We start from the raw sequence: 25,602 nt of genomic DNA, 5'->3' as shown, positions 1-25,602 counted from the left end.
CCCTTCCAAGGGAGAGGGAGGGAGGCGCGCAGCGCCGGAAGGGTGAGGGTGAATGTCGTGTTACTTCGTCGCGTCCTTCGCCGCGTCGCCGACATCCTTCGCGGCATCGCCGACGCTGCTCGCCGCGCTGGTCACCGCATCGGTCCTGGCGTTCTCGCGGGCGTTCTGGTTGAACAGATAGAAGCCGCCGATGATCACCGCGATCAGCACCGCCAGCCCGATCAGCGCCATGCCGGCACCGCCGCCGCTGCGGCGCTCGATCACCGTGGTATGGGTCGCGCGGTCGGTCGCCACGCCGTCTTCGACAATTCGGTCCGCCATGTCGTCTCTCCTCGATTGTGTCTGGCGACAGCAACCGAGGGGACGTCGCTAGGTTCCCGTAAGACCTTGTCTCAGAACGGGAGCTTGAAGCCCGGCGGCAGCGGCAGGCCGCTGGTCATCTTGCTCATCGCTTCCGACGACGCCGCATCGGCCTTGACCCGCGCATCGTTGAACGCGGCGACCAGCAGGTCCTCCAGCATCGTCTTTTCGGCGATGTTGATCAGCGAATCGTCGATCGCGATGCCGATGATGCGGCCCTTGGCGCTGGCCGTCACCTTGACGAGCCCGCCGCCCGACACGCCCTCGACCTCGACCGAATCGAGGCTCGCCTGCGCCTTGGTGAGTTCGGCCTGCACATTCTGCGCCATGGCCATGATGTCTTCGAGGCTCTTCATCCGTCACTCCCGGTCTTGGTCCAGCCGATCAACTCGGCATCAGGAAAAGCGGCAATCGCGGCGGCGACGATCGGCGAGGCGAGCACGGCCTCGCGTTCGGCCGCCTGCCTGGCCGCCTGTTCCTCGCGCAGCGTCATCGCAGTGGCGCCGTCGACGAGGGAAATCTTCCAGTGCACGCCGGTGCTGTCCTTGAGCGCCCCGCCCAGCTCGCGCACGAAATCCTGCGGCAGCGGCCTCGCCGCGCCGAAATCGATCTCGCTGCCCTCGAACCGCACCGGCCGCATATAGTCGCGCACGAACATCGCGAGCTGGAGCCGGCGATGCTCCTCCAGATGCTCGGCGAGCTCGGTGAGGTTGGTCGGTAGCACCGGCCCGGTTTCCTGCACGGTCGCGGGCGCAGGCGCGGTCGGCGCGGCGGCAACACCCGTGGGCGCCCCCGAAGGCACCGCTATGCTGCCGCTCAGGATCTGCTTCGCGAGATCGCCCGGATCGGGGAGCTGCGCCGCGTGGATCACCCGCAGCAGTGCCATCTCGGTCGCCTCGATCGGCAGTGCCGCCTTGGCGACTTCGTCATGCCCGCGCAGCAGCAGCTGCCACAGCCGGTGCAGCGCCGGGAAGGACAGCCGGCTCGCCCAGCCCTCCATCGCCTCGCGCTCCTCGGTCGACTGGCCGGAGAGCCGATGCGTGCCGAGCTTGACCAGGGTCACGCCGTGAACGGTCTCCAGCAGCGCCCGCAGCACCGCCAGCGGGTCGACGCCCAGATCATATTGCGCGCGCAGGCCGGCCAGCGCCTGCTGCGCCTGGCCTTCGACCAGCGTGCCGAACAGCGCCCGGTTCGCACCACGATCGGACAGGCCGAGCATCTGGCGCACGGCCTCGGCCTTCACCCCCTCGCCTTCCAGCCCCGCATGCGCGATCGCCTGGTCGAGGATCGAGAGCCCGTCACGCGCCGAGCCTTCCGCCGCACGGGCGACCAGCGCCAGCGCCTCGGGCTCGGCCTCGACCTGCTCGGCTTCGCACACCTTGGCGAAATGCTCGGCGAGCAGTTCGGCGGGGATACGGCGCAGGTCGAAGCGCTGGCAGCGCGACAGCACCGTCACCGGCACCTTGTTCACTTCCGTTGTGGCGAACAGGAACTTCACATGCCCCGGCGGCTCCTCGAGCGTCTTCAGCAGCGCGTTGAACGCGTTCTTCGACAGCATGTGGACTTCGTCGATGATGTAGATCTTGTAGCGCGCCGAGACCGCGGCATAGCGCGACGCCTCGATGATTTCGCGCACGTCGTCGACGCCGGTGTGGCTGGCGGCATCCATCTCGATCACGTCGATATGGCGCCCCTCGGCGATCGCGCGGCAGGGTTCGCAGACGCCGCACGGGTCGATCGTCGGGCCGCCCTGCCCGTCCGGGCCGATGCAGTTGAGCGCCTTGGCGATCAGCCGGGCGGTAGAGGTCTTGCCTACCCCGCGCACGCCGGTCAGCAGAAAGGCATGCGCCAGCCGGTCGCGCCGGATCGCGTTGCCCAGCGTCGTGACCATCGCATCCTGCCCGATCAGCGCGCTGAACGTCTGCGGCCGGTATTTGCGGGCGAGCACGCGATAGGCTTCGCCGCGCTGCGGCTGCGGGGGTTCGTCGAGGCCAAGCAGGGAATCGGACATCACGAACCTATCTAGGGACCCGCGCGGCGTTTGTCGAAGTCCGGCACGGTGATCGCACGGCGACCGGCCGGGCGAAGCAGCGCCCAGAGCAGCAGCGCGGCGCCCCAAGCCATCACAATGGCGGAAAGCCCGGCCTGGAGCGGCGCCCCGCCCTCGGTCGCGGTGCCGAAATTATAGCCGGTGTGCCACAAGGCCGCCGCCAGCACGCTCCCGCGCGAGGCGGCGCTGACCTGCGCCAGCACGAACCCGCCGAGCACCAGCCCCACCCCGAAGCCGAACACCAGCATCGCCGGCCCCATGCCGCGATAGGTCGCGATGATCCAGAACAGCGGCGCGTGCCAGACGATCCAGATCGCCGCCTGCACCAGCACGCCGCCGATCGCGCCGTAGCGCGCCTGCAGCCGCGGCAGCAGATAGCCGCGCCACCCTGCCTCCTCGCCATAGCCGTTCATCACCAGCACGATGGCGATCAGCGCGAGCGGCGGCAGCACCGGCAGTCCGCTGAACCGGCGCAGCGCCTTGGCCTCGACCGGATGGCCCATCCATGCCCCTGCGGCGCAAAAGGCAGCGATCAGCAGGAACGGCGTGAGCGCCAGCATCCAGCCGCACATCCCTTGGGGGAGCCGAATCAGCCGCCGCAGCCACGCCGCACGCGCGGCCTTCGGCGCCGAAGCCACGACGCACACGCTTCCCGCGATCCAGGGGCCCAGCAGCCCGCCGAAATGCGTGGGCAGCATCCCCGGCCGCACGACCACGCCGAGCAGCGCCATCGGTATCCAGATCGCCCAGGAACAACCGAACGCCAGCAGCAGGAACAGCCGGATTTCGCTCGAAGATCGTCGCATGCCCGCCCCTCCGCTGCCGCACGCACGGCTTTTGCGACCCAAGGCGCAGACGCGCCATCGGGAGCTTCACGGATGCAGCGATGTGAGGGGATGGGTGGGAGCCGGAACGACCCGGGACGAAATCGTTGCGGCTGCTTCCTTCCGGACCTGACCGGGTTGGCGACGGTACCGTCCGCCCGACTCCCGCGGCGCATATGGGGGATGCGCGGCGATGAGGCAAGACCGGTTTTTTGTCGCGGTCAATCGGTTAGCCCAGCCAACCGCCACAAGATAACCACCAGCGCGCTGCCGAATAGGATGAATGCGATCGCACTTGCGGCGCGAGGACCGAAACCGGTCTCACGATGCTCGGAAGGATCGAGATGCATCTTGCCAATCTCCACCAATTTCCGATGGAGAATCGCATCCTCAGCGCGACCTTTGCATCCGCAAACCTCCCAGGTGCACGGCAGCCGTCACCGCTCGCGGCTGAGGTCGTCCACTTCCCCCATGATCGTATCGAGCGCACTGCGCCCATCCGCATTCAGCGAAGTGGAACGGCGCGACGGCAACTGGCCTTCGCTCAACAAAGTCTCCAGCGCGACCCGGCCGCGTGCGACACGGCTTTTGATGGTACCCACCGCCACCTGGCAGATTTCGGCAGCCTCCTCATATGCAAAGCCGCCCGCTCCCACCAGAATCAGCGCCTCACGCTGCGGCTGGGGAAGGTGCAGCAGCGCGCGCTGCATGTCGGAAAGCTCGACATGCCGGTCCTGGCTGGCCGGCGCGGCCAAAAGGCGATCGGCGACGAGATCGTCCCATTCCCCCTTGAACCGTGCCCGCCGCATCTGGCTGAGGTACAGGTTGCGAAGGATGATGAAGGTCCAGGCGCGCATGTTGGTGCCCGCCTGAAACCGCTTGCGCGCGGCCCAGGCCTTGAGCAAGGTTTCCTGCACGAGGTCGTCCGCGAGATCGCGACTGCCAGATAGCGACCGTCCGAAGGCGCGGAGGTGTGGAATCACCTGGGCGAGCTGTTTCTTGAATTCGGGGTCCGAAAGCGAAACATGCTCCACCGGCGCCGCGTGCGCGACGTCTTCGCCTTCATCGGGTTGGGTGGGTTCCGTCATGCAATCCCGTTCAGTTGCGCGCGTCACGTCGCGGTTCGTGGCTAAGCTGGGGTCGGCTGGCCCCAATACAAGCGCGGCTGTGTTGAACATTGCCGTCAAACCAGCAGGATAACAGCAAAAATAACGATCACCAGCAGCATCCCGAAAAGCAGGACGTAGCGTGTCACGCCAGGCGTCGTGCCTCCGCGCGCGCGATCTGTCGCGATATGGGCGGGTTCGTCTTGCTCAGCCATACTGAGTAAACACACAAGAAACGTTTAGGGTCCGTATCAGCTGGAACCCGCCCAGATTTTTCGCCGTTCAGGCCGGAACCGTTGCCTCGTCGAAGAACAGCGCCTGGCTGATCGTGGCCTTGACCGTTTCGCGCTGAAACGGTTTGGTGATGAGGAAGGTCGGCTCGGGGCGCTCGCCCGTCAGCAACCGCTCGGGGAAGGCGGTGATGAAGATCACGGGCACGCTGAATTCCGCCAGGATATCCTTCACCGCGTCGATGCCGGAGCTGTCATCCGCCAGCTGGATGTCCGCCAGGACCAGGCCTGGACGATCTTCCATCGCCAGCGCAACGGCTTCGTCCCGGGTGACGGCAACGCCGGTTACGTCGTGGCCGAGGTCGCGAACGATCTGTTCCAGATCCATCGCGATCAGCGGCTCATCCTCGATGATCATCACGCGGGTACGGGTCTGGCGCTCGATCTCCTGCACCGCCTCGGCAACGAGCTCCGCAACCCGCGCGGCATCTTCGCCAATGAGATACGCGGCGTCTTCCGGCGGGAAGCCTTCCACCGTCGTCAGCAGCAGGGCCTGACGGGAGAGCGGCGTCAGCCGCGAAAGCCTGCGGCGGGCGATCGATTCCTGGTCGCTTCCGGATTCGTCGGTCGCTTCGGCATCGTCCCACTGGGTCGACTGCCAGATCGCCTGGAACGTCCGGTAAAGGCCTAGCCGCGCATCGACGTCGCGGGGGAACTCATCCGGCGCCGCAACGATCGCCTCGAGCGCGGCACGGACGTAGCGGTCCCCTTCGACCTGGCTCCCGGTGAGGGCACGGGCATAGCGGCGAAGGAGCGGAAGGTGCGGCGCGAGTTGCTGTCCAAGCGACATGAGCTATTGTTTCTCCATCGAGTGCGGAGGCGTGACCGCCATCTGCAAACCTGATTTGTACTGATTCCGTTACCCGAAGGAACCCCTCCCCGGATTTCGCATCGGCCATGGAACAATCGAGTGGCTCTTTGGTTTCATCGGCCAACCACACCGCGTGGCTTCCACCGTCAGGTGCTTGCACTCGGCGACATTGTCAGTATTCGCGGAACGGGTTGTATGACGTTCATTGGTCCGGGTGCCCGGACGATCCGGGCCCTCAGGGGGGAATTGGTGTCTTCTGCTAAAGACGATCGACGCAAGCAACCAGCGACCAAAAGGCCTGCGCCTCCCGCGCAGCCGGACGTCGATCTGGCGGATGCCCTTCGCAAGGCATATGATGAAACCGTGAATGAAAGTGTTCCCGACGATCTGCTCGACCTGCTGAAGAAGCTCGATTAACTATCCTCGCATGAATGGCATGCACTCTCCGCCTCGCGGCCGGGCGTTCTCGGCTGCGTTGGCGCGCTTGCCGACGGGCGCCAAGGTTTTCCTTATTCTGGTCGGCGCGCTGCTTCCCTTGGCGCTGATCGCATTGTTCACCACGATGCAGACGACGCGCAACGCCGATGACGAGGCCCGCGAACGGCTGGCGGTAACCGCGCGCGAAAGTTCGAGCCTGCTCGAGAATATTCTCGCCAACCACGTCGCCCAGTTGACGCGCACCCTGGCCGATCTGGAGCAGGATCCGCAGGATGCGCCCAGTTGCATGCGCTTGGCCGGAACCTATGCCAGCCATAGCGCCGCACGCTACCTGATAAAGGACGGACGAGGACGTGCCCTGTGCGGCACCCCCTTTCCCCAAGCCGATGCCCGCATTCCCGCGACGATGGACACACAGGCCCATATCGTACCGGGCGGGTTGCTGCTGCGCGTCGGCGGCAATGGCGGGGCTGCGGCACTCGCCTTCTATCCCCGCGAACTGCTGGTCAACCTCACCCGCCCCAGCGGCTTCGTACCTGAATATGGTGCCGCGCTGGTTGCGCACAGCGATCGGCTTACCCTGCGCGCGCTGAAGGAAAACAGCCCGCTCGATCGCGGCAAGAGCATCCGCATCGATCTGGGCGTCGAGGATCTGGCGCTGGAAACCACCATGCCGGGCGCCCCGCTGACCTCGCCGCTGATGATCGCCACGGTTCTGCTGGTGCTGATGTGGATCGCGGCGGCGGGTATCGGCTGGTTCGTCGTCGACATCCTGCTGATCCGCCCGCTGCGGCGCCTGCGCTCCAATGTCGCCCATTATCAGCCGGGGGAAGTGATCGACACGACCCGCCTCGGCCCGGTACCGGCACAGGAAATCCGCGAGCTGGGGGAAACCTTCACCGAAATCAGCCGCACCGTGCAGGCCCATGAAGCCGATCTCGCCAAGGGGCTGGTCCGCCAGACCCGGCTTACCCGCGAAGTCCATCACCGCGTGAAGAACAACCTTCAGGTCATTTCCAGCCTGATCAATTTCCACGCCCGCGCCGCCAAGGGCCAGGAAGCGGCAGACGCCTATGCCTCGATCCAGCGACGAGTCGACGCGCTCGCGGTGGTCCATCGCCACCATTATGCGGAAATGGAGGAAAATCGCGGCCTCGAACTGCGATCGGTGGTGGGAGAGCTTGCCGCCAACCTGCGCGCCACCGCCGCGGAACAGGCACCGGCCCTCGGCATCACGCTGGAAATCGAAGCCTTGCTGGTCACCCAGGACGTTGCGACCGCCGTCGCCTTCCTGCTGACCGAAATCATCGAACTCGCCATCACCTGCAGTCCCGGCGCGCAGCTTCGCATCTCGGTGAAGAGCAGTCCGCAGGATCCCACCCGTGCGATATTGCGCATCTCCTCGCCCGCACTCATCAGCAATCCGCATTTCGAATCGCTGGTGGAGAAGCGATATGGCCGCGTGCAGACCGGCCTGGCGCGCCAGCTGCGCGGGCAGCTTCATCATGATCCGTTGGTCGGCGCCTATGAAATCGCGATCACCGTCAACGGTCGACCATAAAATTTTCCAGCCGCCGGGAACCACAACGCCCCGGCACGGTTCTTACCAGCGGATAGTGACCTTTTGCCCCCCGCTCTCGCTATCCACGACATGGGCCCGGAAGCGTCTACCCTCCCCCCCCCGGTGACGCTTCCGGGCCTACATTCTTCCTACAGCTTCAAGACTCTATCGCGGCGCAGGCACGGCCTGAGGCCGGGGTGGAACGTTTCCACAAGCACCGCATTGAAGCGGTGTCCCGCAAATGGGGAAGTTGGAGATAAATCGATGCGCAAACTCATCGCATTCGCCGCGATCGCCGGCACGCTCATGATTGCCGCCTGCAATACGGTGGAAGGCGTTGGCCGGGATGTCTCATCCGCTGGCGACACCGTCGCCAATGCAGCTGAAAAGTCGAAGTAACCGCCGGTCGCTAGCGTTCAGATGCGCCCCTTCTGCCTTGCAGAGGGGGCGCTTTGTTATGCCGCAGGGTCGACTTCGGCTTCCGCTTCCGCCTCTTCACCGGCGCGAACCCGCTCGCGCCGGCGCCGGGTGAAGTAGATCGCGACCAGCGACAGGAAATACAGGCCCACCAGCGGTCCGGCGAGCAGCAGCTGGGAGCCCACATCCGGCGGGGTCAGCACCGCCGCGATCGCCACCGAGGCGACGATCGCGTAGCGCCACGCGCCCTTCAACTGCTCATAGGTGACGATGCCGGCATGTTCGAGCAGCATCAGCAGCACCGGCAGCAGGAACGAAATCCCGAAGCCGAAGATGAACTGCATGATGAACTTGAGGTAGCTGTTCACGTCCGGCAGCGCGGTCTGCTGCACGCCGCCCAGATTGCCCTGAAAGCCGAGCAGAAACTTCAGCGCCACCGGCACCGCGACGAAATAGGCCATCGCCGCGCCCGCCATGAAAAGCACCGGCGTGGCCAGCAGGAACGGCAGCAGCGCCTGCTTCTCGCGCCGGTACAGGCCCGGTGCCACGAACTGCCAGAGCTGGTTTGCGATAATCGGGAACGCGATCATCAGACCGGCGAAGAAGGCGACCTTCACTTCGACCAGGAAGCCGCCGAAGATATCGGTGTTGATGATCTTCACCTGCCCCGCCGCCTTCAGCGGCGCGACGAGAAACGACAGGATGCCGCGCGCGAAATAGAGGCAGCTGCCGAACGCCAGAAGCAGCGACAGGATCGACCAGATCAGCCGCTTGCGAAGCTCGATCAGATGGTCGAGCAATGGGGCCTGGGTGTCGTCGATCTCGCTCACGGCTGCACTTCACTGGCGGGAGGCACGGGTTTCGCGTCGGTCGCGGCCGCGGGCCTGGGCGCGGAAACCTCGGCCGGTATCGGATCGGGGTGGATATCGGGCTGTGGCGTCATCACCGGCGCGTCAGGGTCGTGGAGCGGATTCACATCCGTCGCAGGGTTCTGCGCAACATGTTCGATCGCCGCCGAGGTCTCGGGCGCAGGCAGGGGCTGCGGCGGATATTGCCGCATGATCCGCTCATTCTCCGCCGCCCACTGCTTCTCCAGCTCGGCAAGTTCCGCCTCGCGGACCATCGAATCGATTCCGGAGCGGAACTGGCGGGCAACGCCGCGCGCCTTGCCTACCCATTTGCCGACGAAATGCATCGCGCGCGGCAGATCCTTCGGGCCGATGAAAATGAGGGCGGCGATGGCCACGACCAAAAACTCGCCGGAATCGATATTGAACATTCTGTCGGCGCATCCACTCGCACGGCATGCGCCGGTCGCCCCGGCGCGCTGCGATCAAAGTCCGGGCCGCCGAGCTTCATCGGTGGCCCGGGAAAGGCTCAGCGATGCTCCTCGCGAGCGCGCTCGGCTTCCGGCGTATAGCCCGGCTCGGGGGCAGGCTTGCCTTCGATACGGGTCGGTGCCGCCGGCGTGCTGTCGTCCTCGGCCATGCCCTTCTTGAAGTTCTTGATGCCCTTCGCGACGTCGCCCATCATATGGGAGAAACGGCCACCGCCCAGCAGCAGGATGGCGATGATGCCGACGACCAGCCAGTGCATCAGGCTGAAGCTACCCATGAAAATTCTCCTTGATATCGTTGCCTATCTAAGGCTCGCGGGGGCTTACGGCAACGGTTGATCGGTGACGCTGCCCAAGGATGTCGGGCAGAATCGAACGGAACGCGCTTATTCGTCGTCCGTGACAGTTTCGCTTTCCTGCGCAGCCTCTGCAGCGTCGAGCTGTTCCAATGCGAGATCGACCGGATCCAGCAGCCCTGCCGCCTTCAGATCCTCGATTCCCGGCAGATCTCGCCGGCTCGCCAAACCGAAATGCGCCAGGAAGCCGGGCGTCGTGGCATACATCAGCGGCCGCCCTGGTACTTCGCGGCGGCCCGCAGGCCGCACCCAGCCAGCCTCCATCAACACGTCGATCGTGCCCTTGGATATCTGCACGCCCCGGATCGCCTCGATCTCGGCGCGCGTCACCGGCTCGTGATAGGCGATGATCGCGAGTGTCTCGATGCCGGCCCGGCTCAGCTTGCGGCTGTCCTCCCGATCGCGGCGCAGCAGATGGGCAAGGTCGGCCGCGGTCTGGAAGTGCCAGCGGTCGCCGCGGCGGACCAGTTCGATGCCCCGGCCCGCATAATGCTCAACAAGCGCCGCCAGCACCGCCCGCACGTCGACGCCCGGCCCGACATAGGCGCGGATGTCGTTGACCTCCAGCGGCTCTTCCGCAGCGAACAGCACCGCCTCGACGGCGCGGAGCGGATCGCCCATTTCAATCATTGCGGAATAGCCTTCAGATAGAGCGGCGCGAACGGCGCCGCCTGGCGGATCTCCAGTCGCCCTTGTCGCGCGAGCTCCAGCGCCGCGACGAAGGACGAAGCCAACGCGGAACGGCGATAGAGATCGCTCATGCCATCGGGCAGGAAGCTTTCGATCGCCCGCCAGTCGATCCGCATGCCGAGTTGGGCCGAAAGCCGCTCCAGCGCCGCGTCCAGCGTCATCACGTCGCGGTGCGCGACGACGTGCATCACCGGCCGTGTACGCGCACTGATCCGGCCATAGGCCGCGATCAGGTCATAGATCGTGACTTCCCACCTCGCCTGGCGCCGGACCCGCAAGCCTTCGGGATCGCCCCGCGGAAAGACGTCGCGCCCCATCCGGTCGCGCGCCACCAGCCGGGCGCCCGCCTCGCGCATCGCGCTCAGCCGTTCGAGGCGGAGCTGGAGGCGCAGCGCCAGTTCCTCGGGGCTCGGGCTCTCGGCGGGGTTGCGGGGGAGCAGCAGCGCGGACTTGAGATAGGCGAGCCACGCCGCCATCACGAGATAGTCGGCCGCCAGCTCCAGCCGCAGTTCGCGCGCGGCATGGACATAGGCGAGATACTGTTCGACCAGCTCGAGGATCGAGATCTGGCGCAGATCCACCTTCTGCGTGCGCGCCAGCGCCAGCAGCAGATCGAGCGGGCCTTCCCAGCCCTCGACCTCGATCTTCAGAATGTCGTCGCTCGCGTCCACCGGCTGGTCATAGGAGGGGGGAGCGGACCGGGCAACAACAAGCCCCTCCTCGTTGGAGGAGGGGCTTAAGTGGGGTCAGCCCAACCCCAGCAGCGCATCCCGCTTGGCGAGCAGCTCGGCCAGCGGGACATCCTCCGCCTCCCCAACCGATCCCATCGCCCGCGCCAGACGCGCGAGACACACCGCCGGCGCATCGCCGATCCGCCCGGCAATCTCCACCATCTCCGGCATTCGCGCCCAGCAGTCGAGCACCACGTCACAGCCCGCCGCCAGCGCGCGCTCGGCCTTTTCGCCCGCGGTGCCGGAAAGCGCCTTCATGTCGATATCGTCGGTGAACAGCAGCCCGTCGAAGCCGATCTTCCCGCGGATCACGTCACGGATCACGGTGGACGAAAGGGTGGCCGGCAACTCGGGGTCCCATGCCTCGAACACGATATGCGCGGTCATCCCGATCGGCGCATCGTGCAGCCGCTGGAACGGCAGCAGATCAGCCTCCAGTTCCTTGTCGGTCGCGCGCACGCGCGGCAGCTCCAGATGGCTGTCGACCATGGCGCGGCCATGCCCCGGCATATGCTTGATCACCCCGGCAACACCACCGCGATTGAGCCCGTCGAGCAGCGCCCTTCCCAATGCGGCCACCCGCATCGGCTCAAGGCCGAACGCGCGGTCCCCGATCGCGGGCGTCCCCCCCGGCACCGCCACGTCCAGCATCGGAGCGAGGTTCACGTTCACCCCCACGTCGCGCAGGATATGGGCCAGCGCCTGACCATTGGCCCGCGCCGCCTCGATCGCGGAAATCGGCGCGCGCTCGTACAGCGCATCGAAGGCCGCCCCTGTCGGAAAGGCCGGCCATGCCGGCGGCTGCATCCGCGCGACACGGCCCCCTTCCTGGTCGATCGTAATCGGCAGGTCCTCGCGCCCGTGCAGATCGCGCAGGGCATCGGTCAGCGCGCGCATCTGAGCGGGATCCACGCAGTTGCGCTTGAACAGAATATAGCCGAGCGGTTCGGCATCGCGGAAGAAATCGCGTTCGTCGTCGGTGAGCGCGGGGCCGGAAAGGCCGAAGATCACGGGCTTCATCGGAGTGGCCTAGCCGATCCGGCGGCGCCCGCAAACCACTTCAGCTCGCGACGAAGCAGTTCTCGCCGGCGACCTTCAGCTTGCCGCAGAGATCCCGCGCCTGGCCATTGCCGCCGGCATTGACGCGCAGCCGATAGACGGTCTTGCCATCCTCGGTCACGAACGGAACGATCAGTTTGCCGAGCGGCGCCAGATAGGTGAAGCGCTTGGACATGCGCGTCCAGGCGATATTCGCCGCACCCTCGCTGGGAAAGGCCCCGAGCTGCACCAGCTCGCCTGCGCCTTCGCCAGCCCGTGCCGGCGCCGCCGCTGCGCTCCGCTGGGTCGTTGGCCGGGCAGGCGACGGCGGCGGCAAGGCGATCGTCGCGCTCTTGCTCGCATTGGCCGAAGAGGCCGTGCCGGCGCTATGCTTCGTGCCCTCCACCGGCGTCTCGGGAAGCGCGGCAACGTTGATCCCGGCCTGGGGCGTGGTGCCCTGGCTGGTCTGAAACACGATATCGCCTTCGCCCGCGATGCGAACGCCGCCGGGATCGTCCGGCCGGACCTTATAGGGGCCCGGCGGGGCGGCGATCAGGGCACCATTTCCGTCGCGCGACGATTGATGGCGCTGCCAATAGAAGAAAGCCCCGGCGCCGCCCGCAACAAGCAGCGCCAGCAGCAGGAACAGCACCGCCCGTCCACGCCGAGGCTCCTGATAGGCCTCTTCCACCGTCTCCAGCCAGGGGAGCCGTTCGCTGTCGTCGTACCGGCCGGCCATCGGGATCACATCTCCTCGACCGCCTCCACGCCCATCAGCGCGAGGCCGTTGCGGATCACCTGCTGGATCGAACGGCCGAGGAACAGCCGCGCGCGAGTCAGTGCGGGCTGCTCGACCATCAGGAAACGCCGATCGGCAGAGTCGTTGCCCATATTGTAGAGCGCATGGAACTCGGCTGCGAGATCATAGAGATAGAAGGCGATGCGATGCGGTTCGCGGGCGCTCGCCGCCGCTTCCACCACGCGCGGGAACTGCGCGGCGAGCTTCGCCACGCCCAGTTCGCGCGCGTCGAGCAGCGACAGGTCGGCGTCCTCGTCCAGGCTGATCCCCGCCTCGGCCGCGCGGCGATGCACCGATGCGACGCGGGCATGGGCGTACTGCACGTAGAAGACCGGGTTTTCCTTGGACGTCTCCAGCACCTTGGCGAAGTCGAAGTCCATCTGGGCGTCGGCCTTGCGGGTGAGCATGGTGAAGCGAACCACGTCCTTGCCCACTTCGCGCACCACGTCCGCCAGCGTCACGAAATTGCCCGCGCGTTTCGACATCTTCACCGGCTCGCCGGCGCGCAGCAGGCGGACCATCTGGACCAGCTTGACGTCGAACCGAGTCTTACCGTCGGTCAGCGCCTGCACGGCTGCTACGATCCGCTTCACCGTGCCGGCATGGTCGGCGCCCCAGATGTCGATCAGCTGGTCGGCCGACTGCGCTTTCTGGAAGTGATAGGCGAGATCGGCGCCAAAATAGGTCCATTGGCCGTTCGACTTCTTGATCGGGCGATCCTGATCATCGCCGAACTGGGTCGAGCGGAACAGCGGCAGCTCCACCGGCTCCCAATCCTCGGGCGTCTCGCCCTTGGGGGCCTCGAGCACGCCGTCATAGACGAGGCCGCGCTCGCGCAGCCACGCCTCGGCCTGTTCGGGCTTGCCGGCGGCCTGCAGCTCGGCCTCGGACGAGAACAGGTCGTGATGGATGCCGAGCAGCGCCAGATCGTCCTTGATCATGACGAGCATCGTCGCGACCGCGGTCTTGCGGAACAGCGCGAGCCATTCGCTCTCGGGCGCGTCGACATATTTGTCGCCATAGTCGGCGGCGAGCTGCGCCCCGACCGGCTTCAGATAGTCACCCGGATACAGCCCCTCGGGGATCTCGATCGTTTCGCCCAGCGCCTCGCGGTAGCGCAGATGCGCCGAGCGGGCGAGCACGTCGACCTGACCGCCCGCATCGTTGACATAATATTCGCGGATAACCTTGTGGCCGACATATTCGAGCAGGCTCGCCAGCGCGTCGCCCACCACCGCGCCACGGCAATGGCCCATGTGCATCGGACCCGTCGGGTTGGCCGAGACATATTCGACGTTGACCGTCGTCCCCGCGCCCAGCGACGAGCGGCCATAGTCCGCCCCGGCCTCCAGGATCGCGGCGACTTCGCCGCGCCAGCTGTCCTCGTGGAGCGTCAGGTTGATGAAGCCGGGGCCGGCGACCGACACGGCGGCGACCTCGTCCAGCTTCTCCAGCTCGGCGACCAGCTTTTCGGCAAGCGCGCGCGGATTGGTGCCGGCGGGCTTGGCGAGCACCATCGCGGCGTTGGTGGCGAGATCGCCATGGCTCGGATCGCGCGGCGGCTCGACCGTGATCGCGCGTCGCTCCAGCCCCGCAGGCAGATCGCCGGCGAGGACGAGCGCATCCAGGGCCAGATTCAGATGCGCGGCGAAACGAGCATAGAGCGTCATTGAGCAATCCAATGGGGAATGGGAGCGGCGGCTGTAGCGCAGTGGCGCGGCGCCGTCATCCCTATTGGGAGTCGTGATCGTCCCCCGCGAGGGCAGGGCTATCGCATATGAAGCCAGGGATATGCAGCTTCATAGAACCATCGTCATTCCCGCGAAGGCGGGAATCCATTGGCCTGAGCGCTGGAGGAAGGAACCTCGGCATCGGCGCCAATGGATCCCCGCCTTCGCGGGGATGACGACGTATTCTGGGCATATGCGATAGCCCTGCCCTTGCAGGAGAGGACCGGGTGCACGCGCATCAACCATGGAAGCTCAGAGCGTGTAGGACGGCGCATCATCTTCCCAAGGTGGATACCGTACGGGCTTGTCGCCATAATAACGACGTAGCGCCTGTTCGCGCCGCTCCATCATGTCCTCGCTCCGACCCGGATCGTCCGGATAGACGTAGGCAACCTCGAACCGCCCATCGCGAAAGAAGTATTCGATTTCCGACCAGCGCGCCGGCCCCTCTTGCGCGTGCCAAAGTTCCAGCAGGACATCGCTCCAGCGATCGAGATCCGGCCGCCGATACATGACGTAATCGCCACCATCCTTGTAGATCGAGGGCGAAATCATCTCCGGATCGACCCCGGCCTGGAGCAGGGTGTTCTCTATCGGATAGAAGGGGTCCGCCGCCAGCATCTGCCCGATCCGCCCCAACAGGCGTTCCGTCTCCTGATTGGCCAAGATGTATCCGCCCCGAGCGCTTCCCGAACCCTCGGGACTTTCACAAGTCATATTTCGGGTAACCACCGCCATCCCAGGATGGATAACGGACCGGCTTGTCCCCATAGTAACGACGCAGCGCTTGTTCACGTCGCTCCTTCATACTGTCACTGCGATCAACATCATCAGGATAGATATAGGCAACCTCGAACCTGCCGTTCCGAATGAGATACTCAACCTCCGACCAACGCGATTTCCCGCTCTGAGCATACCAAAGCTCCAGAAGAATGTCGCTCCATCGGTCGAGGTCCGGCGACCGATACATGATGTGATCGCCTGCGTCCTTGTACACCGAAGGCGATATCATCTCAGGGTCCACCTCCGCCTGAAGGAGGCTATTCTCGACGGGATACTCAGGATCCGCGGCAAGCATCTGGCCAATCTCCGCCAGAATCTGCTCCGTTGTCCTACCTTCCATGATGGTGCCCCCCTCGCTCATTCGGCAACTTCACGCTGCGCACGTCTCCATCGACCGTATAGACGACATCGATTGTTGCCGGCCGCTGCGAGGTTGCGCGAAAATGCGGCACGATCATCACCGTAACCTGATGCCCGGCCCGCTTCTCCCGCGCCCACTCGTCCTCCATCATCCGATACCTGCCCCGATTGACGTTGGCATCCTGCGCGAAGTGGTTGAACGCTTCCTTCGGCCCGTTGAACCGAGGGGCGATATAATGCCCGCCATCGTCCTTCGGCAATCGATCGGCCCCGCCTGCGCTGCGTTGCAGAGTCTTGGATCTGGGCTGCGACGCTGCGAGCACCAGTTCCCCGGATACCCGTCGAGTTCGTCCACGCTCGTCTATTGCATAGTCATAGCCGTTACGAGAGACATGCCGCCACGAACCCTCTCCCGGATTGCGAATACCACTTGCAGCTGCCAGGTGGCTCGCAGCGACGCGCCGTTGACCTTCCGCCTGACCTCGCTGCGCGCCTGTCGCTGACCAACGACCGGTCGCCCCGGCACCGCCCGCACCACGCGCAGCACCCCCAGCCCGAATGACGCCGGTCGGATGACCAGTTGGACGGTCCCAGCCGCGCTGCGCACCGCCTCCGCCGAAGCCCCTATCCGCACCACCGGCGTGGAAATCTCCAGAACTACCGCTTTTGGGACGCCCCCGGTCGCCGGCTTCTCTTCGCCCAGCAGACGCCTGGCCACGACCCGAAAAGGTGAACTGGCCGTTTGCCGGGTCATGCCAAGGATTGAACTTGACCTCTATCGGCGCGCTTGGCGCCGGGTCGAAGCGCCGCCCGGTCCGCAACCAAATCGCAAAAGCCCGCCGCTGCTCCGTTGCTGTCTGCATGCGCACTCCCCCGTGTCCGCCACGAGGAGACGTTAGAACAAAACAGGAACTTTGTCAAGGTAGCGTAACGATCCTAGGGGATTACTCCTCCATTCTGTAGAGAGCCCCCCCCCTACACCCGCACCAACCCCTCCATGGCCGCCGCCGTGGTCATGGCCGGGAACAGCGCCTTCGCCGTCCGCGCAGGCGCCAGCGCGAAGTGGCTGGAGACCGCGCTCGCGATCAGCACGTCGAGCGCTGTCGTGGGCTTGAGGTCCCGCCCCTCGTACAGCGCCGCGTCGCTAAGCCCCGGCCAGTCGGCCTGCACCCGGCCGCCCTGCACCGCGCCGCCGAGCAGCATCGCGACCGAGCCGGTGCCGTGATCGGTGCCGCCGGTGCCGTTGGCCTTCACCGTCCGGCCGAACTCGGTCGCCACCACCACCAGCGTATTGTCCCAATGTGGCCCCAGCCCGGCCTTCAGCGCCGCGACCATCGCGTCGAGGCCCTTGAGCTGCCCGCCCAGCCGTCCGCGCTGGCCCGAATGCGTGTCCCAGCCGCCGGTCTCGATCATCGCGATCCGCGCGCCGCCGGGCGCCGAGAGCAGCTTGGCCGCCAGCGTGCCCGTGTCCGCGGCCTTCTTGCCGCCGTCGCTGCCGAGGTCGCCGGTGAGCATCCGCGTCGCCATCGCCTCCTGCCAGAGCGGGTGGAGTTGACGGTCACCCTCGTACATCGCCGTCACCCGCGCGAGCAGGTCGTCCGAGGCGTCAGGCAGCGAGGAGGGCGCATAGCTCGCCACCTCCACGGCCCCGCGCAGCGCCATCGGCACGGTCGCGGCGAGCGCAATCGCCTTGTCGCCGCTGGGCAGCAGGCGGAGCAGCCGGTTCATCCAGCCGTCCTTGAGCTGATAGGCCGAGACGCCGCCGGTCTCGAGCACGTTCTGCCCGTCGAAATGCGAGCGGTCGCGATACGGCGAGGCGACCGCATGGACGAACAGCGCCTGCTTCGCCTGGTAGAGGCCAGCCAAGTTCGGCATCGCCGGGTGCAGCGCGAACATGCCGTCCAGCTTCGGCGCGGTGGCGAAATCGGCGGCGAGGTCGCCGCGCGCGCCGGCATAGGCCGGGTCGCCAACGGGGGCGACGATGCCGAGGCCATCGGCCGCGCCGCGCTGGATAAGGAAGACGAAGCGGCGCTCGGTCGGCGCGGCGGCGAAGGCCATGCGCGCGCCCAGTGGCGAGACCAGCAGCGCGGTGGCGCCGGCGGCGAGCAATTGACGACGGTGGAGCATCATGACGCTATCTCCGCAGGAACTCGGGCGCGACCAGCATGAGCGCGACCCCCTGGCTGTTGCTTTCCGCCCGCGCGATCGCCTGGGCGGTGGCGGGGCTGAGCGTATCCGGGAACAGCTCGGCGGCGCGGGCGCGCGGGTCGATCTGGTCGCGGGTGCGCTGGGCGATGCGCTCGACCGCCTCGACCCGGCGCAGCACCGCATCGGGCCCGGCCCAGGCGCCGGCGACATCGTCCCATCCCGCCGGCGAGCCCGGCTTCCACACCGGCTGACCGAGCTGGTAAAGGAGTCCGGGCACGGCATTCGGCTGGAGCTGCTGGGTGCCGACCGCGCGCATCGCCGAGATCGACCATTCCCAGGGCGACTTGAACTTCACCGTCCCTGGCGCCCAGCATTCGGGTGAGGCAATGAGGGTGCGATAGAGGCTCGGCAGGTCGCCGCCGGTCTTCACGAAGTTCGCCTCGAGCCGGGCGATCAGCTTGGGCGGGGGATCGTCCCCGGCGAAATGGCGGGCGAGCTTGGTGGCGAGGTGCCGGGCGGTGGCGGGATGGGTGGCAAGATACTCCAGCACCGCCGCCGCCTGCGCCTCGCCCGGCAGCGTCCACTGCTTGCCGAGGATCGTGCGGGTGCCTGGCTCGTGCATCGCATCGGCGAAAACGAAGTCCCCCGGTCGGCCAGTGGCGCCGGTGAACTTCGCCACCGGACCGCGGCCGAACCCGGCGACGGTCCAGCCGGTCATCGCGCGGGCGAACTCGGTCACGTCGGTCTGGGTATAGCCGGTGCGGACGCCCAGCGTGTGCAGTTCGAGGATCTCGCGCGCGAGATTCTCGTTGAGGCCGAGGTTGCGGCGCACATTGGGGCGGTTGCCCACGCGCACCGCCAGCGGGCTGTTCGGCCCCACCGATACCGCCTGGTCGAGGAACAGCAGCATCGCCGGATGCCGCTCCACCGCGAACAGCATGTCGCGGAAGCTGCCCATCACATGCGGGCGGATCGCCTCGAACTCGAACGCGCCGGCGAGGTTGGTCACTTCCATCTTGTCGCCCGAGACGGCGAAATGATTGGCCCAGAAATGCACCAGCCGCTCGCCAAAGGGCGCCGGTGACTGGATCGCGGCAAGCGCCCGAGCGGTGACGGCACCGTTATAGAGATCGCGGCTCTGCTGGCCGAACTGCTTGCGCAGCCGCTCGGCGGGATCTTCGCCGACCTGCACGATCGGCGGCTGCTCGATCATCGGCGGCATCGCAGCGGCGGGCCGGGGCGGCAGTGCAGGACTCGCCTGCATCGGCGGTGGCGTGGCCTTGCGCAGCTTGGCGAGGTCCTCCCGATAGGCTGCGAACTGCGCGACCAATGCGGTACTGGCCGGCTGCCCCGACATAGCCGGCGGCGCGGCGACATAGCGCGCCAGCTGCCGGTTCAGCCAATCCCGGGGATCTCCGTCGGGATCGTCTCCCGGCCGGGCACCCAGGCCAAAGCGGTTCAACGCGATACTCATCTCCGCCATCGGCGAAACCTCCGCTGGATGGCAGCCGGTGTAGCTGCGGCATGTCGCAGAAGTTTGCCAATCCCAACGGCTCGTCGCATCGGCTAGCCGTTCGTCGCACCGTTACGGATGCAGAAAGTGCAACCATGACCCCAGGCTTTTGCGATTGCCGAATCTGCTGCACCGCAACAATTTGTCGGTCAAGAACACAAGAAGGATGCTGATCTGGCTCTTTTCGACCTCGAAGGAGAAAGATCTTGACCCGTTTCACGCTCGCTATCGCCGCCACCCTGTTCGCCGCCGCCCCGGCGTTCGCCGCGGACGAGGCCAACAGCCGCAGCTTCACCCGCGACGGCGTAACCTATGTCTACACCTCGACTGCCCAGGGCAGCGCGCAAGTGCTCGAAGGCACGACGAAGCCGAGCAACCAGCGCTTCCGCCTGGTCGTGCGCAATGGCTGGGTCGATGGCAACGCCGCCGGTACCCATGTCTCGTTCCGCGTCCCGAAGGTTGAAAAGGTTCAGGTCGCGCAGCGCTGATCCCACCGACCATCACGAACACGAATGCCCCCCGCGATCACCAGGTGATCGCGGGGGGTTTCCGTTCTGGGGGGACGGAACGGGGTGGCGGGTCGCTGACCGGCCCGGTTTTTGTCGCTTGCCAGGGCACCGCCCGGTGCCGCCTTCAAGCGATCAGCATCTCTCCTGGAACCGTTGATAGCGGTGCGCCGTTGCGACAGCCTTGCGGCTGCGTGACGAAACATGTCCGCTGAAATTTTCTCGCGATGGAAACATTACAGACATATCTGGACATAAAATAGCAATGCTGCACTGCGAATGTAACATTCTGGTCGATAGGAAAGCCCCACTTTGGAGAGCTGACCATCGCTAGACGCAGGCGGGAACCTTCACCTCACTCGCATTCGAGAGGGAATGTTCCATGAAGACCCGTCTCGCCGCCGTAGCCTTGCTCGGTCTGGCCACTCCTGCTTTCGCACAGGAAAGCGATCCGCCTAAGCCGGTAACGGTAACCGGCAGCGTTGCACTCGTATCCGATTACCGCTTCCGCGGTGTCTCGCAGACCGACAAGCAGATGGCGGTACAAGGCGGCGTAACCGCAACCCATGAAAGCGGCCTCTATGCGTCGCTTTGGGGATCCAACCTGTCCGGCTGGGGTACGTTCGGCGGTGCCAATATGGAGCTGGACGTGGTCGGCGGCTACAAGGCTTCGCTCGGCCACGGTGCCGCGCTCGACGTAGGCGTGACCTGGTACATGTATCCGGGCGGCGCTTCCAAGACCGACTTCGCCGAGCCCTATGTCAAGCTCAGCGGCTCGATCGGCCCGGTGTCGGCGCTGGCCGGCGTTGCCTATGCGCCGCCGCAGCAGGCGCTCGGTAACTGGAGCAACACGCCCCAGAGCAAGGCCGGGGACAAGGAAGACAATCTCTACCTGTGGGGCGATGTCAGCACCGCCGTGCCGAAGACCCCGATCACGCTGAAAGCCCATCTCGGCTATTCGGACGGCAACCCCGGCCTCGGCCCGAACGGCACCAGCGTGGCACCGACCGGCAGCTATGCCGATTGGCTGGTCGGCGCGGACCTCGCCCTCGGCAAGGTCGTGCTCGGCGTCGCCTATGTCGATACCAGCATCACCAAGCGCGACGGCGCCTATCTGCAGCCGAATTTCTCCAGCACCAAGGACGGTTCGAGCATCGCAGGCAGCCAGGTGGTCTTCTCCCTGAGCGCCGCCTTCTGATCGCTCACCTTCGGACTTCCCCTCTCGCCTGCGGGAGGGGAAGACCGGTGGGCAACATCATCGTATCCCGCTCTAAAAACCCTCAGGGAGTTCGATCGAACCGCACAGTTCGCGATAGCGGGCAATCGCATAGCGATCGGTCATCCCGGCGATGAAATCGGCGATGTGTCGGCTCCGCCACGGCTCGGCTTCCGGCAGCGCGTCGCGCCATTCCGCCGGCATCCGCGCGGGATCGTCGGCATAAGCTGCAAACAGCCCGGAGACGACTCGCCGCGCCGCATCTGCTGCGGCCAATTGGCTCGGATGGTGATAGAGATTCGCGTACATGAACCGCTTCAGCCCGCGCTCGGCATCCCGCATTTCTGGGGAGAATCCGGCCAGGCACCGCCCCGCCGAACGCACCTCGTCCACGGTCGACACACCCGATTCCGCGACCCGGCGCCGGGTTTCGCCGATAAGATCGTTGACCATCGCGCCGATCTGGGAACGGATCAGCTCGCCGGTCAGCCGCTTCGCGCTCACGCCCGGGAAGCGGCCTTCCACCTCGCGCCAGGCGCCGGCGATCATCGGTACCGCCATGATCTGATCGAGCGAGAGAAGCCCCGCACGCAAACCATCGTCGATATCATGGTTGTCATAGGCGATATCGTCGGCGATCGCCGCGACCTGCGCTTCCAGCGACGGCCAACTGTCCAGCTCCAGTGGGAAGGCGGCGTCGGCAGCCGCCAGAGCCCATTGCGGCTCGTGGATCGGGCCGTTGTGCTTGGCCAGCCCTTCCAGCGTATCCCAGGTGAGGTTCAGCCCGTCCCATGCGGGATAGGGATTCTCCAATACCGTCAGCGTCCGCAGCGTATGGCCGTTATGGTCGAAGCCGCCCTTCCCTGCCAGCGCCGCCTCCAGCGCGTCTTCGCCAGCATGGCCGAAGGGCGGATGACCGATATCGTGCGCCAGGCACAGCGCTTCCGTCAGATCCTCGTTCAGGCCCAGCGCGCGCGCAATCGCTCGGCCGATCTGGGCGACCTCCAGGCTGTGAGTCAGCCGCACGCGGAAATGGTCGCCATCGGGGGCCATGAACACCTGCGTCTTGTGGCGCAGCCGCCGAAAACTGATCGAATGGATGATACGATCGCGGTCGCGCTGAAACGCGTCGCGTGGGCCGCGCGCGCCGCCCCCCGGTTCGGGATGGAGTCGACCGCGAGTCTGGCCGGGCATGCAGGCGCAGGGGGAAATGGGTTTCACCCGGTGCGCCCTAGCGGAGCCGACCGCGCTTGTCGAAGTCTCAAGGCGCGATCTTGCTCACCTTCTGGCCCGCGTCACTCTCTACCACGAACGCGGAAACCCCCTCGCCCGCCAGCTTGTTGACGAAGCCCTGCGCCTCCGCATTGGTCTTGAACGGTCCGGTCATGATCCGATTGGTCGCGCGCACCGGCGTCCACCATCCGCCACGCCCCTTGAACAGCGCAGGGGCCTTGGCGACCACCCCCTTCCAGGCGCGGTTCAGCATATCCTCGTTCGCGCCGCTGGCTACCTGTACCCAGATCCGTGCAGGATCGGCCTTCTTCGGCTCGGGCTTCTTCGGATCGGGCTTCTTGCCCTTCCGCGTATCGCCCTTGGCGGGCTTGGCATCCGCCGTCTCGGCCTTCGCAGGCCGCGAATTCGATCGCTCGACGCCCCGCCCGGACTTGCTCTCCGACGCATCTTCCTCTGCGCTGGCCGCCAAGCGCGGGGCGGGCTTGGGCTTTGCGGCTGCCGACACGCCAGACGGTGTGGTGCGCGCCGTCGTGGTCGGCAGCACCACCGTCACCGGACGGCGCACCAGCTCGCGCTCGCTCTCCGGAACGGAAATGCCGGCGATGATCGATGCAAGCGTCGAGCTCTCCGCGCCCACGCGCGCCGTCTGTGGGGGCGTGGCCGGTCGCACGCGCACCGGTGCCGGTGCCGGTGCCGGCGTAGAGGTGGGTGCTGTCGTAGGAGTCGGTAGCGTCGGCAAGGCGCGGGCCGGAGGGGCGACTTGCGCCTGCGTGGCACGGGATGGAATCGATCGCGGCGTCCGCGTCGCTGGTGCCGCCGACGTGGTCGCAGGCACGGGCACGGTCTGCGCCCGCGCCACCTGCGCCACCGACGCGCCTGGCACATAGGCCGGCATCGATGGGGCGAGCCGGGCATCTGCAAGCCGTGCCGGCGTCGGCGACAATTCGCCGAAGTGCACCGCAAAGGCCCGATCCGCCGCGGACAACGCCTGCAGCCTGCGGAAGAATGGCAGCAGATTCTTGCCCATCGCGCCCGGCATCATCGTCGCCGCGATCTTTTCCGCACCCTGAACATCGCCGTTCATTGCCAGAACGAACGCCCGGGCCCGCCAGGCCGGGCGATCCTGTGACCGTAGCAGCGCATCCAGTTCGCGCTCCGCCTCTGCGCGGTTGCCGCTGATTCCCAGCGACAGCGCATATCGGCGCACGACCTCGTCCTCACGCCGCGTCGCCAGCGCAAGCTTATAGTCGCGCTGGGCGAGCAGGGGTTGCCCCATCAGATCATAGGCGAAGCCACGATCGGCAGCGAACTCGCGGGGATCGACACCGCGCGATTCCGCCTGCTGGAACAGGCGCAGCGCCTCGCCTGGCCGTTCCATCCGTACCAGCACCGCCGCGCGCGCGCTCGCGATCCGTGGATTCGCGGCTTCCACCGCTTCCGCGCGCTGCAGCAGCGCCAGACTGCCCGAAAGATCGCCCAACCGCGTGCTCAGCCGCGCAGCAGCGAGCAGCGCGTCCACATCCCGCGGATTTTCCGCGAGCACCCGCATCTGCGTCGCGAGCGCGTCCGCATCCGGGTTGTGCTGTTGCACAACCTCATTCTGTGCGCGCAACGGAGACGCGCCGAGCAGAAGCGCCGACGCCATCGCGCCGATGCCAAGATGTCTTTTGCCGATCATGCCACGCAACCTGTTAGCGCGGCGCTGAACCGCCGCTGACCTGGGAACGGGTGGCCGGCAAACCGTGCCACCCGTGCGCCATGTTACTGGTTGTTCTGGCCGCGCAGGAAACGCGGGATATCCAGCGGATCCTTGCTCTCCTCCTCGTCGACCTTGCCACGCGAGGCCGAGGCCATGCGCTCGAACAATGTGCCGCCGGTCTTGGCGCGCGGACGCGAATCGGCATCGTCGTCGCCACCGGTCAGCCAGCGACGGCGGCCTGCCGGCGCTTCGGGGGCCGGGGCCGGGGCGGGCGCAGGGGCCGGCACCATCGCATCGGTGCCCAGCAGCAGTTCGTCGGCCGGGGGCGCCGGCGGAGTCGGCTCAGGTGCCACAAACGGCGCCGGAGCCGGAGCCGCCGCCACCGGCTCGGGCGCTGCAACCGGGGCCGGGGCCTCTTGGGGAACGGGGACAGGCGCCGGCGTTTCCGGGGTGGCAGCCGCCGCGGCGACGGAAGCCGCGTCGGCCGTAGTGCGGCGCGGGGTGGAGAAGGAGAAGACGCGCGGCTGCTCGGCCGGCGCCGCCGGACGGTTCTCGACATTGGCGTCGATGCCGGTGGCGACCACCGACACGCGGATGCGGCCTTCCAGTTCCGGGTTGAATGCCGAACCCCAGATGATGTTCGCGTCGGGATCGACCAGTTCGCGGATATGGTTCGCGGCCTCGTCCACCTCGAGCAGGCGCATGTCCTCGCCGCCGGTGATCGAGACGATCACGCCCTTGGCGCCGTTCATGCTCACGCCGTCCAGCAGCGGGTTGGCGATCGCCTTCTGGGCAGCGATCAGCGCGCGGTCGTCGCCGTCCGCCTCGCCGGTGCCCATCATCGCCTTGCCCATCTCCTGCATCACCGAACGGACGTCGGCGAAGTCGAGGTTGATCAGACCGGGCATCACCATCAGGTCGGTGATGCCGCGCACGCCCTGCTGCAGCACCTCGTCCGCCATCTCGAACGCTTCCTTGAAGGTCGTGTTCGCATTGGCGATCAGGAAGAGGTTCTGGTTCGGGATGACGATCAGCGTATCGACATATTTCTGCAGTTCCTCGATGCCCGCCTCGGCCGACTGGGCGCGACGCTTGCCTTCGAAGGCGAACGGCTTGGTGACGACACCCACGGTCAGGATGCCCATGTCGCGCGCCGCCTTGGCGATCACCGGTGCCGCACCCGTGCCGGTGCCGCCGCCCATGCCGGCGGCAATGAAGCACATATGCGCGCCTTCGAGCGACTGCTGGACCTGCTCGATCGTCTCTTCCGCCGCCGCACGCCCGATCTCGGGCCGCGAGCCGGCGCCCAGGCCTTGCGTGATCTTCGCGCCCAGCTGGATGCGCTGGGGGGCAACCGACTGCTTCAGCGCCTGCGCATCGGTGTTGGCGACCAGGAACTCGACGCCCTGCACCTCGGCGCGGATCATATTGGCAATGGCGTTACCGCCGGCACCACCAACCCCGATCACTGCGATCTTCGGCGTCAGTTCGTCCACGTCGGGCGGAAGGAAATCGATACTCATTCTATGGTCTCCCGTGGCAGCGCATCGCGCGCGCTGCACAGCCTGAAATTCTTGTCTGCACGAACCGAGGCGACGACTCTAGCC

Annotated in this window: 28 protein-coding genes and 1 other RNA gene; 5 read left to right on the top strand and 24 right to left on the bottom strand. The window is 66.4% G+C overall.

The window, feature by feature from the left end:
• Positions 1–60 precede the first annotated feature (60 nt).
• The 8 genes from DD559_RS16665 to DD559_RS16635 all read right to left on the bottom strand — a co-directional run bounded on the left by DD559_RS16665 (position 61) and on the right by DD559_RS16635 (position 5,420).
• Positions 61–321, bottom strand: a complete 261-nt coding sequence (locus tag DD559_RS16665) for a hypothetical protein (RefSeq protein WP_116470170.1) — start codon at positions 319–321, stop codon at positions 61–63.
• A 71-nt stretch (positions 322–392) separates the two neighbouring features.
• A complete protein-coding gene (locus DD559_RS16660) occupies positions 393–716 on the bottom strand; it encodes a YbaB/EbfC family nucleoid-associated protein (RefSeq protein ID WP_116470169.1) in 324 nt (107 codons plus the stop codon).
• Positions 713–2,371, bottom strand: coding sequence for a DNA polymerase III subunit gamma/tau (locus DD559_RS16655; RefSeq protein ID WP_116470168.1), 1,659 nt, complete (start codon positions 2,369–2,371; stop codon positions 713–715). Before DD559_RS16655 ends, DD559_RS16660 begins: the two co-directional genes overlap by 4 nt.
• An 11-nt stretch (positions 2,372–2,382) precedes the next feature.
• Positions 2,383–3,216, bottom strand: a complete 834-nt coding sequence (locus DD559_RS16650; RefSeq protein WP_116470167.1) for a CPBP family intramembrane glutamic endopeptidase — start codon at positions 3,214–3,216, stop codon at positions 2,383–2,385.
• A 90-nt stretch (positions 3,217–3,306) separates the two neighbouring features.
• Positions 3,307–3,404: signal recognition particle sRNA small type (gene ffs, locus DD559_RS16645), an RNA gene on the bottom strand.
• Between the two features lie 267 nt (positions 3,405–3,671).
• Positions 3,672–4,322, bottom strand: coding sequence for a sigma-70 family RNA polymerase sigma factor (locus DD559_RS16640; RefSeq protein ID WP_116470166.1), 651 nt, complete (start codon positions 4,320–4,322; stop codon positions 3,672–3,674).
• Between the two features lie 95 nt (positions 4,323–4,417).
• Entirely contained in the window at positions 4,418–4,555 is a 138-nt protein-coding gene (locus tag DD559_RS19875; protein ID WP_165831127.1) for a hypothetical protein, read from the bottom strand.
• A 67-nt stretch (positions 4,556–4,622) separates the two neighbouring features.
• A complete protein-coding gene (locus DD559_RS16635; RefSeq protein ID WP_116470165.1) occupies positions 4,623–5,420 on the bottom strand; it encodes a response regulator in 798 nt (265 codons plus the stop codon).
• A gap of 216 nt (positions 5,421–5,636) precedes the next feature.
• Between DD559_RS16635 and DD559_RS19670 the strand changes: the two genes are divergently transcribed.
• The 3 genes from DD559_RS19670 (at position 5,637) to DD559_RS16625 (ending at position 7,839) form a co-directional block, all read left to right on the top strand.
• The gene (locus tag DD559_RS19670) at positions 5,637–5,858 is read left to right on the top strand and encodes a NepR family anti-sigma factor (protein ID WP_165831126.1); all 222 of its coding nucleotides are present in this window, start codon (positions 5,637–5,639) and stop codon (positions 5,856–5,858) included.
• A gap of 67 nt (positions 5,859–5,925) precedes the next feature.
• The gene (locus DD559_RS16630) at positions 5,926–7,440 is read left to right on the top strand and encodes a sensor histidine kinase (protein ID WP_206364581.1); all 1,515 of its coding nucleotides are present in this window, start codon (positions 5,926–5,928) and stop codon (positions 7,438–7,440) included.
• A 264-nt stretch (positions 7,441–7,704) separates the two neighbouring features.
• Entirely contained in the window at positions 7,705–7,839 is a 135-nt protein-coding gene (locus DD559_RS16625) for an entericidin A/B family lipoprotein (RefSeq protein ID WP_116470163.1), read from the top strand.
• Positions 7,840–7,895: 56 nt separating this feature from the next.
• On the opposite strand, the gene tatC is transcribed toward DD559_RS16625, so the two are convergent.
• From tatC to DD559_RS16555, 13 genes are all read right to left on the bottom strand, one after another.
• Entirely contained in the window at positions 7,896–8,687 is a 792-nt protein-coding gene (gene tatC / locus DD559_RS16620) for a twin-arginine translocase subunit TatC (RefSeq protein WP_116470162.1), read from the bottom strand.
• The gene (locus DD559_RS16615) at positions 8,684–9,136 is read right to left on the bottom strand and encodes a twin-arginine translocase TatA/TatE family subunit (RefSeq protein WP_116470161.1); all 453 of its coding nucleotides are present in this window, start codon (positions 9,134–9,136) and stop codon (positions 8,684–8,686) included. Before DD559_RS16615 ends, tatC begins: the two co-directional genes overlap by 4 nt.
• 98 nt (positions 9,137–9,234) lie before the next feature.
• Positions 9,235–9,471, bottom strand: coding sequence for a twin-arginine translocase TatA/TatE family subunit (locus DD559_RS16610; protein WP_116470160.1), 237 nt, complete (start codon positions 9,469–9,471; stop codon positions 9,235–9,237).
• Between the two features lie 108 nt (positions 9,472–9,579).
• Entirely contained in the window at positions 9,580–10,179 is a 600-nt protein-coding gene (scpB, locus tag DD559_RS16605; protein WP_116470159.1) for an SMC-Scp complex subunit ScpB, read from the bottom strand.
• Complete coding sequence (locus DD559_RS16600) at positions 10,176–10,910, bottom strand: segregation and condensation protein A (protein ID WP_116470158.1); 735 nt, start codon at positions 10,908–10,910, stop codon at positions 10,176–10,178. Before DD559_RS16600 ends, scpB begins: the two co-directional genes overlap by 4 nt.
• 75 nt (positions 10,911–10,985) lie before the next feature.
• Positions 10,986–11,990, bottom strand: a complete 1,005-nt coding sequence (nagZ, locus tag DD559_RS16595; RefSeq protein WP_116470157.1) for a beta-N-acetylhexosaminidase — start codon at positions 11,988–11,990, stop codon at positions 10,986–10,988.
• Positions 11,991–12,030: 40 nt separating this feature from the next.
• Positions 12,031–12,747: an SPOR domain-containing protein gene (locus tag DD559_RS16590; protein WP_116470156.1), complete on the bottom strand. Its 717-nt coding sequence runs from the start codon at positions 12,745–12,747 to the stop codon at positions 12,031–12,033.
• 5 nt (positions 12,748–12,752) lie between these two features.
• A complete protein-coding gene (gene argS / locus DD559_RS16585) occupies positions 12,753–14,477 on the bottom strand; it encodes an arginine--tRNA ligase (protein WP_116470155.1) in 1,725 nt (574 codons plus the stop codon).
• Positions 14,478–14,789: 312 nt separating this feature from the next.
• Positions 14,790–15,203, bottom strand: a complete 414-nt coding sequence (locus tag DD559_RS16575; RefSeq protein WP_240610311.1) for a hypothetical protein — start codon at positions 15,201–15,203, stop codon at positions 14,790–14,792.
• A 40-nt stretch (positions 15,204–15,243) separates the two neighbouring features.
• Complete coding sequence (locus DD559_RS16570) at positions 15,244–15,681, bottom strand: hypothetical protein (protein WP_240610310.1); 438 nt, start codon at positions 15,679–15,681, stop codon at positions 15,244–15,246.
• Positions 15,650–16,543 (bottom strand): DNA/RNA non-specific endonuclease, encoded by an 894-nt coding sequence (locus tag DD559_RS20195; protein ID WP_240610309.1) that lies wholly within the window; start codon positions 16,541–16,543, stop codon positions 15,650–15,652. The genes DD559_RS16570 and DD559_RS20195 overlap by 32 nt, the downstream gene beginning before the upstream one ends.
• Before the next feature lie 112 nt (positions 16,544–16,655).
• Positions 16,656–17,807 (bottom strand): DUF1501 domain-containing protein, encoded by a 1,152-nt coding sequence (locus tag DD559_RS16560; RefSeq protein ID WP_438270425.1) that lies wholly within the window; start codon positions 17,805–17,807, stop codon positions 16,656–16,658.
• Between the two features lie 7 nt (positions 17,808–17,814).
• Entirely contained in the window at positions 17,815–19,311 is a 1,497-nt protein-coding gene (locus DD559_RS16555) for a DUF1800 domain-containing protein (RefSeq protein WP_116470153.1), read from the bottom strand.
• A 236-nt stretch (positions 19,312–19,547) separates the two neighbouring features.
• Between DD559_RS16555 and DD559_RS16550 the strand changes: the two genes are divergently transcribed.
• The gene (locus DD559_RS16550; RefSeq protein ID WP_116470152.1) at positions 19,548–19,829 is read left to right on the top strand and encodes a hypothetical protein; all 282 of its coding nucleotides are present in this window, start codon (positions 19,548–19,550) and stop codon (positions 19,827–19,829) included.
• A gap of 400 nt (positions 19,830–20,229) precedes the next feature.
• Positions 20,230–21,045 carry a TorF family putative porin gene (locus DD559_RS16545; protein WP_116470151.1) on the top strand — a complete coding sequence of 272 codons (816 nt, stop codon included), beginning with the start codon at positions 20,230–20,232 and terminating at the stop codon, positions 21,043–21,045.
• A 72-nt stretch (positions 21,046–21,117) separates the two neighbouring features.
• Here the strand turns inward: DD559_RS16545 and DD559_RS16540 are convergent, their stop codons facing one another.
• The 3 genes from DD559_RS16540 to ftsZ form a co-directional block, all read right to left on the bottom strand.
• Positions 21,118–22,284, bottom strand: coding sequence for a deoxyguanosinetriphosphate triphosphohydrolase (locus DD559_RS16540; RefSeq protein ID WP_116470150.1), 1,167 nt, complete (start codon positions 22,282–22,284; stop codon positions 21,118–21,120).
• 40 nt (positions 22,285–22,324) lie between these two features.
• A complete protein-coding gene (locus DD559_RS16535; protein ID WP_116470149.1) occupies positions 22,325–23,974 on the bottom strand; it encodes an SPOR domain-containing protein in 1,650 nt (549 codons plus the stop codon).
• Positions 23,975–24,057: 83 nt separating this feature from the next.
• On the bottom strand, positions 24,058–25,518 hold the full coding sequence (ftsZ, locus tag DD559_RS16530) for a cell division protein FtsZ (protein ID WP_116470148.1): 1,461 nt from the start codon (positions 25,516–25,518) through the stop codon (positions 24,058–24,060).
• Positions 25,519–25,602: the final 84 nt, after the last annotated feature.

It is taken from the genome of Sphingomonas pokkalii (assembly GCF_003096275.1).
GTDB classification, from domain to species: Bacteria; Pseudomonadota; Alphaproteobacteria; order Sphingomonadales; family Sphingomonadaceae; genus Sphingomonas; species Sphingomonas pokkalii.
Note: the sequence above shows the minus strand (reverse complement) of the source record. Positions and strands in the feature narration are given on the sequence as shown.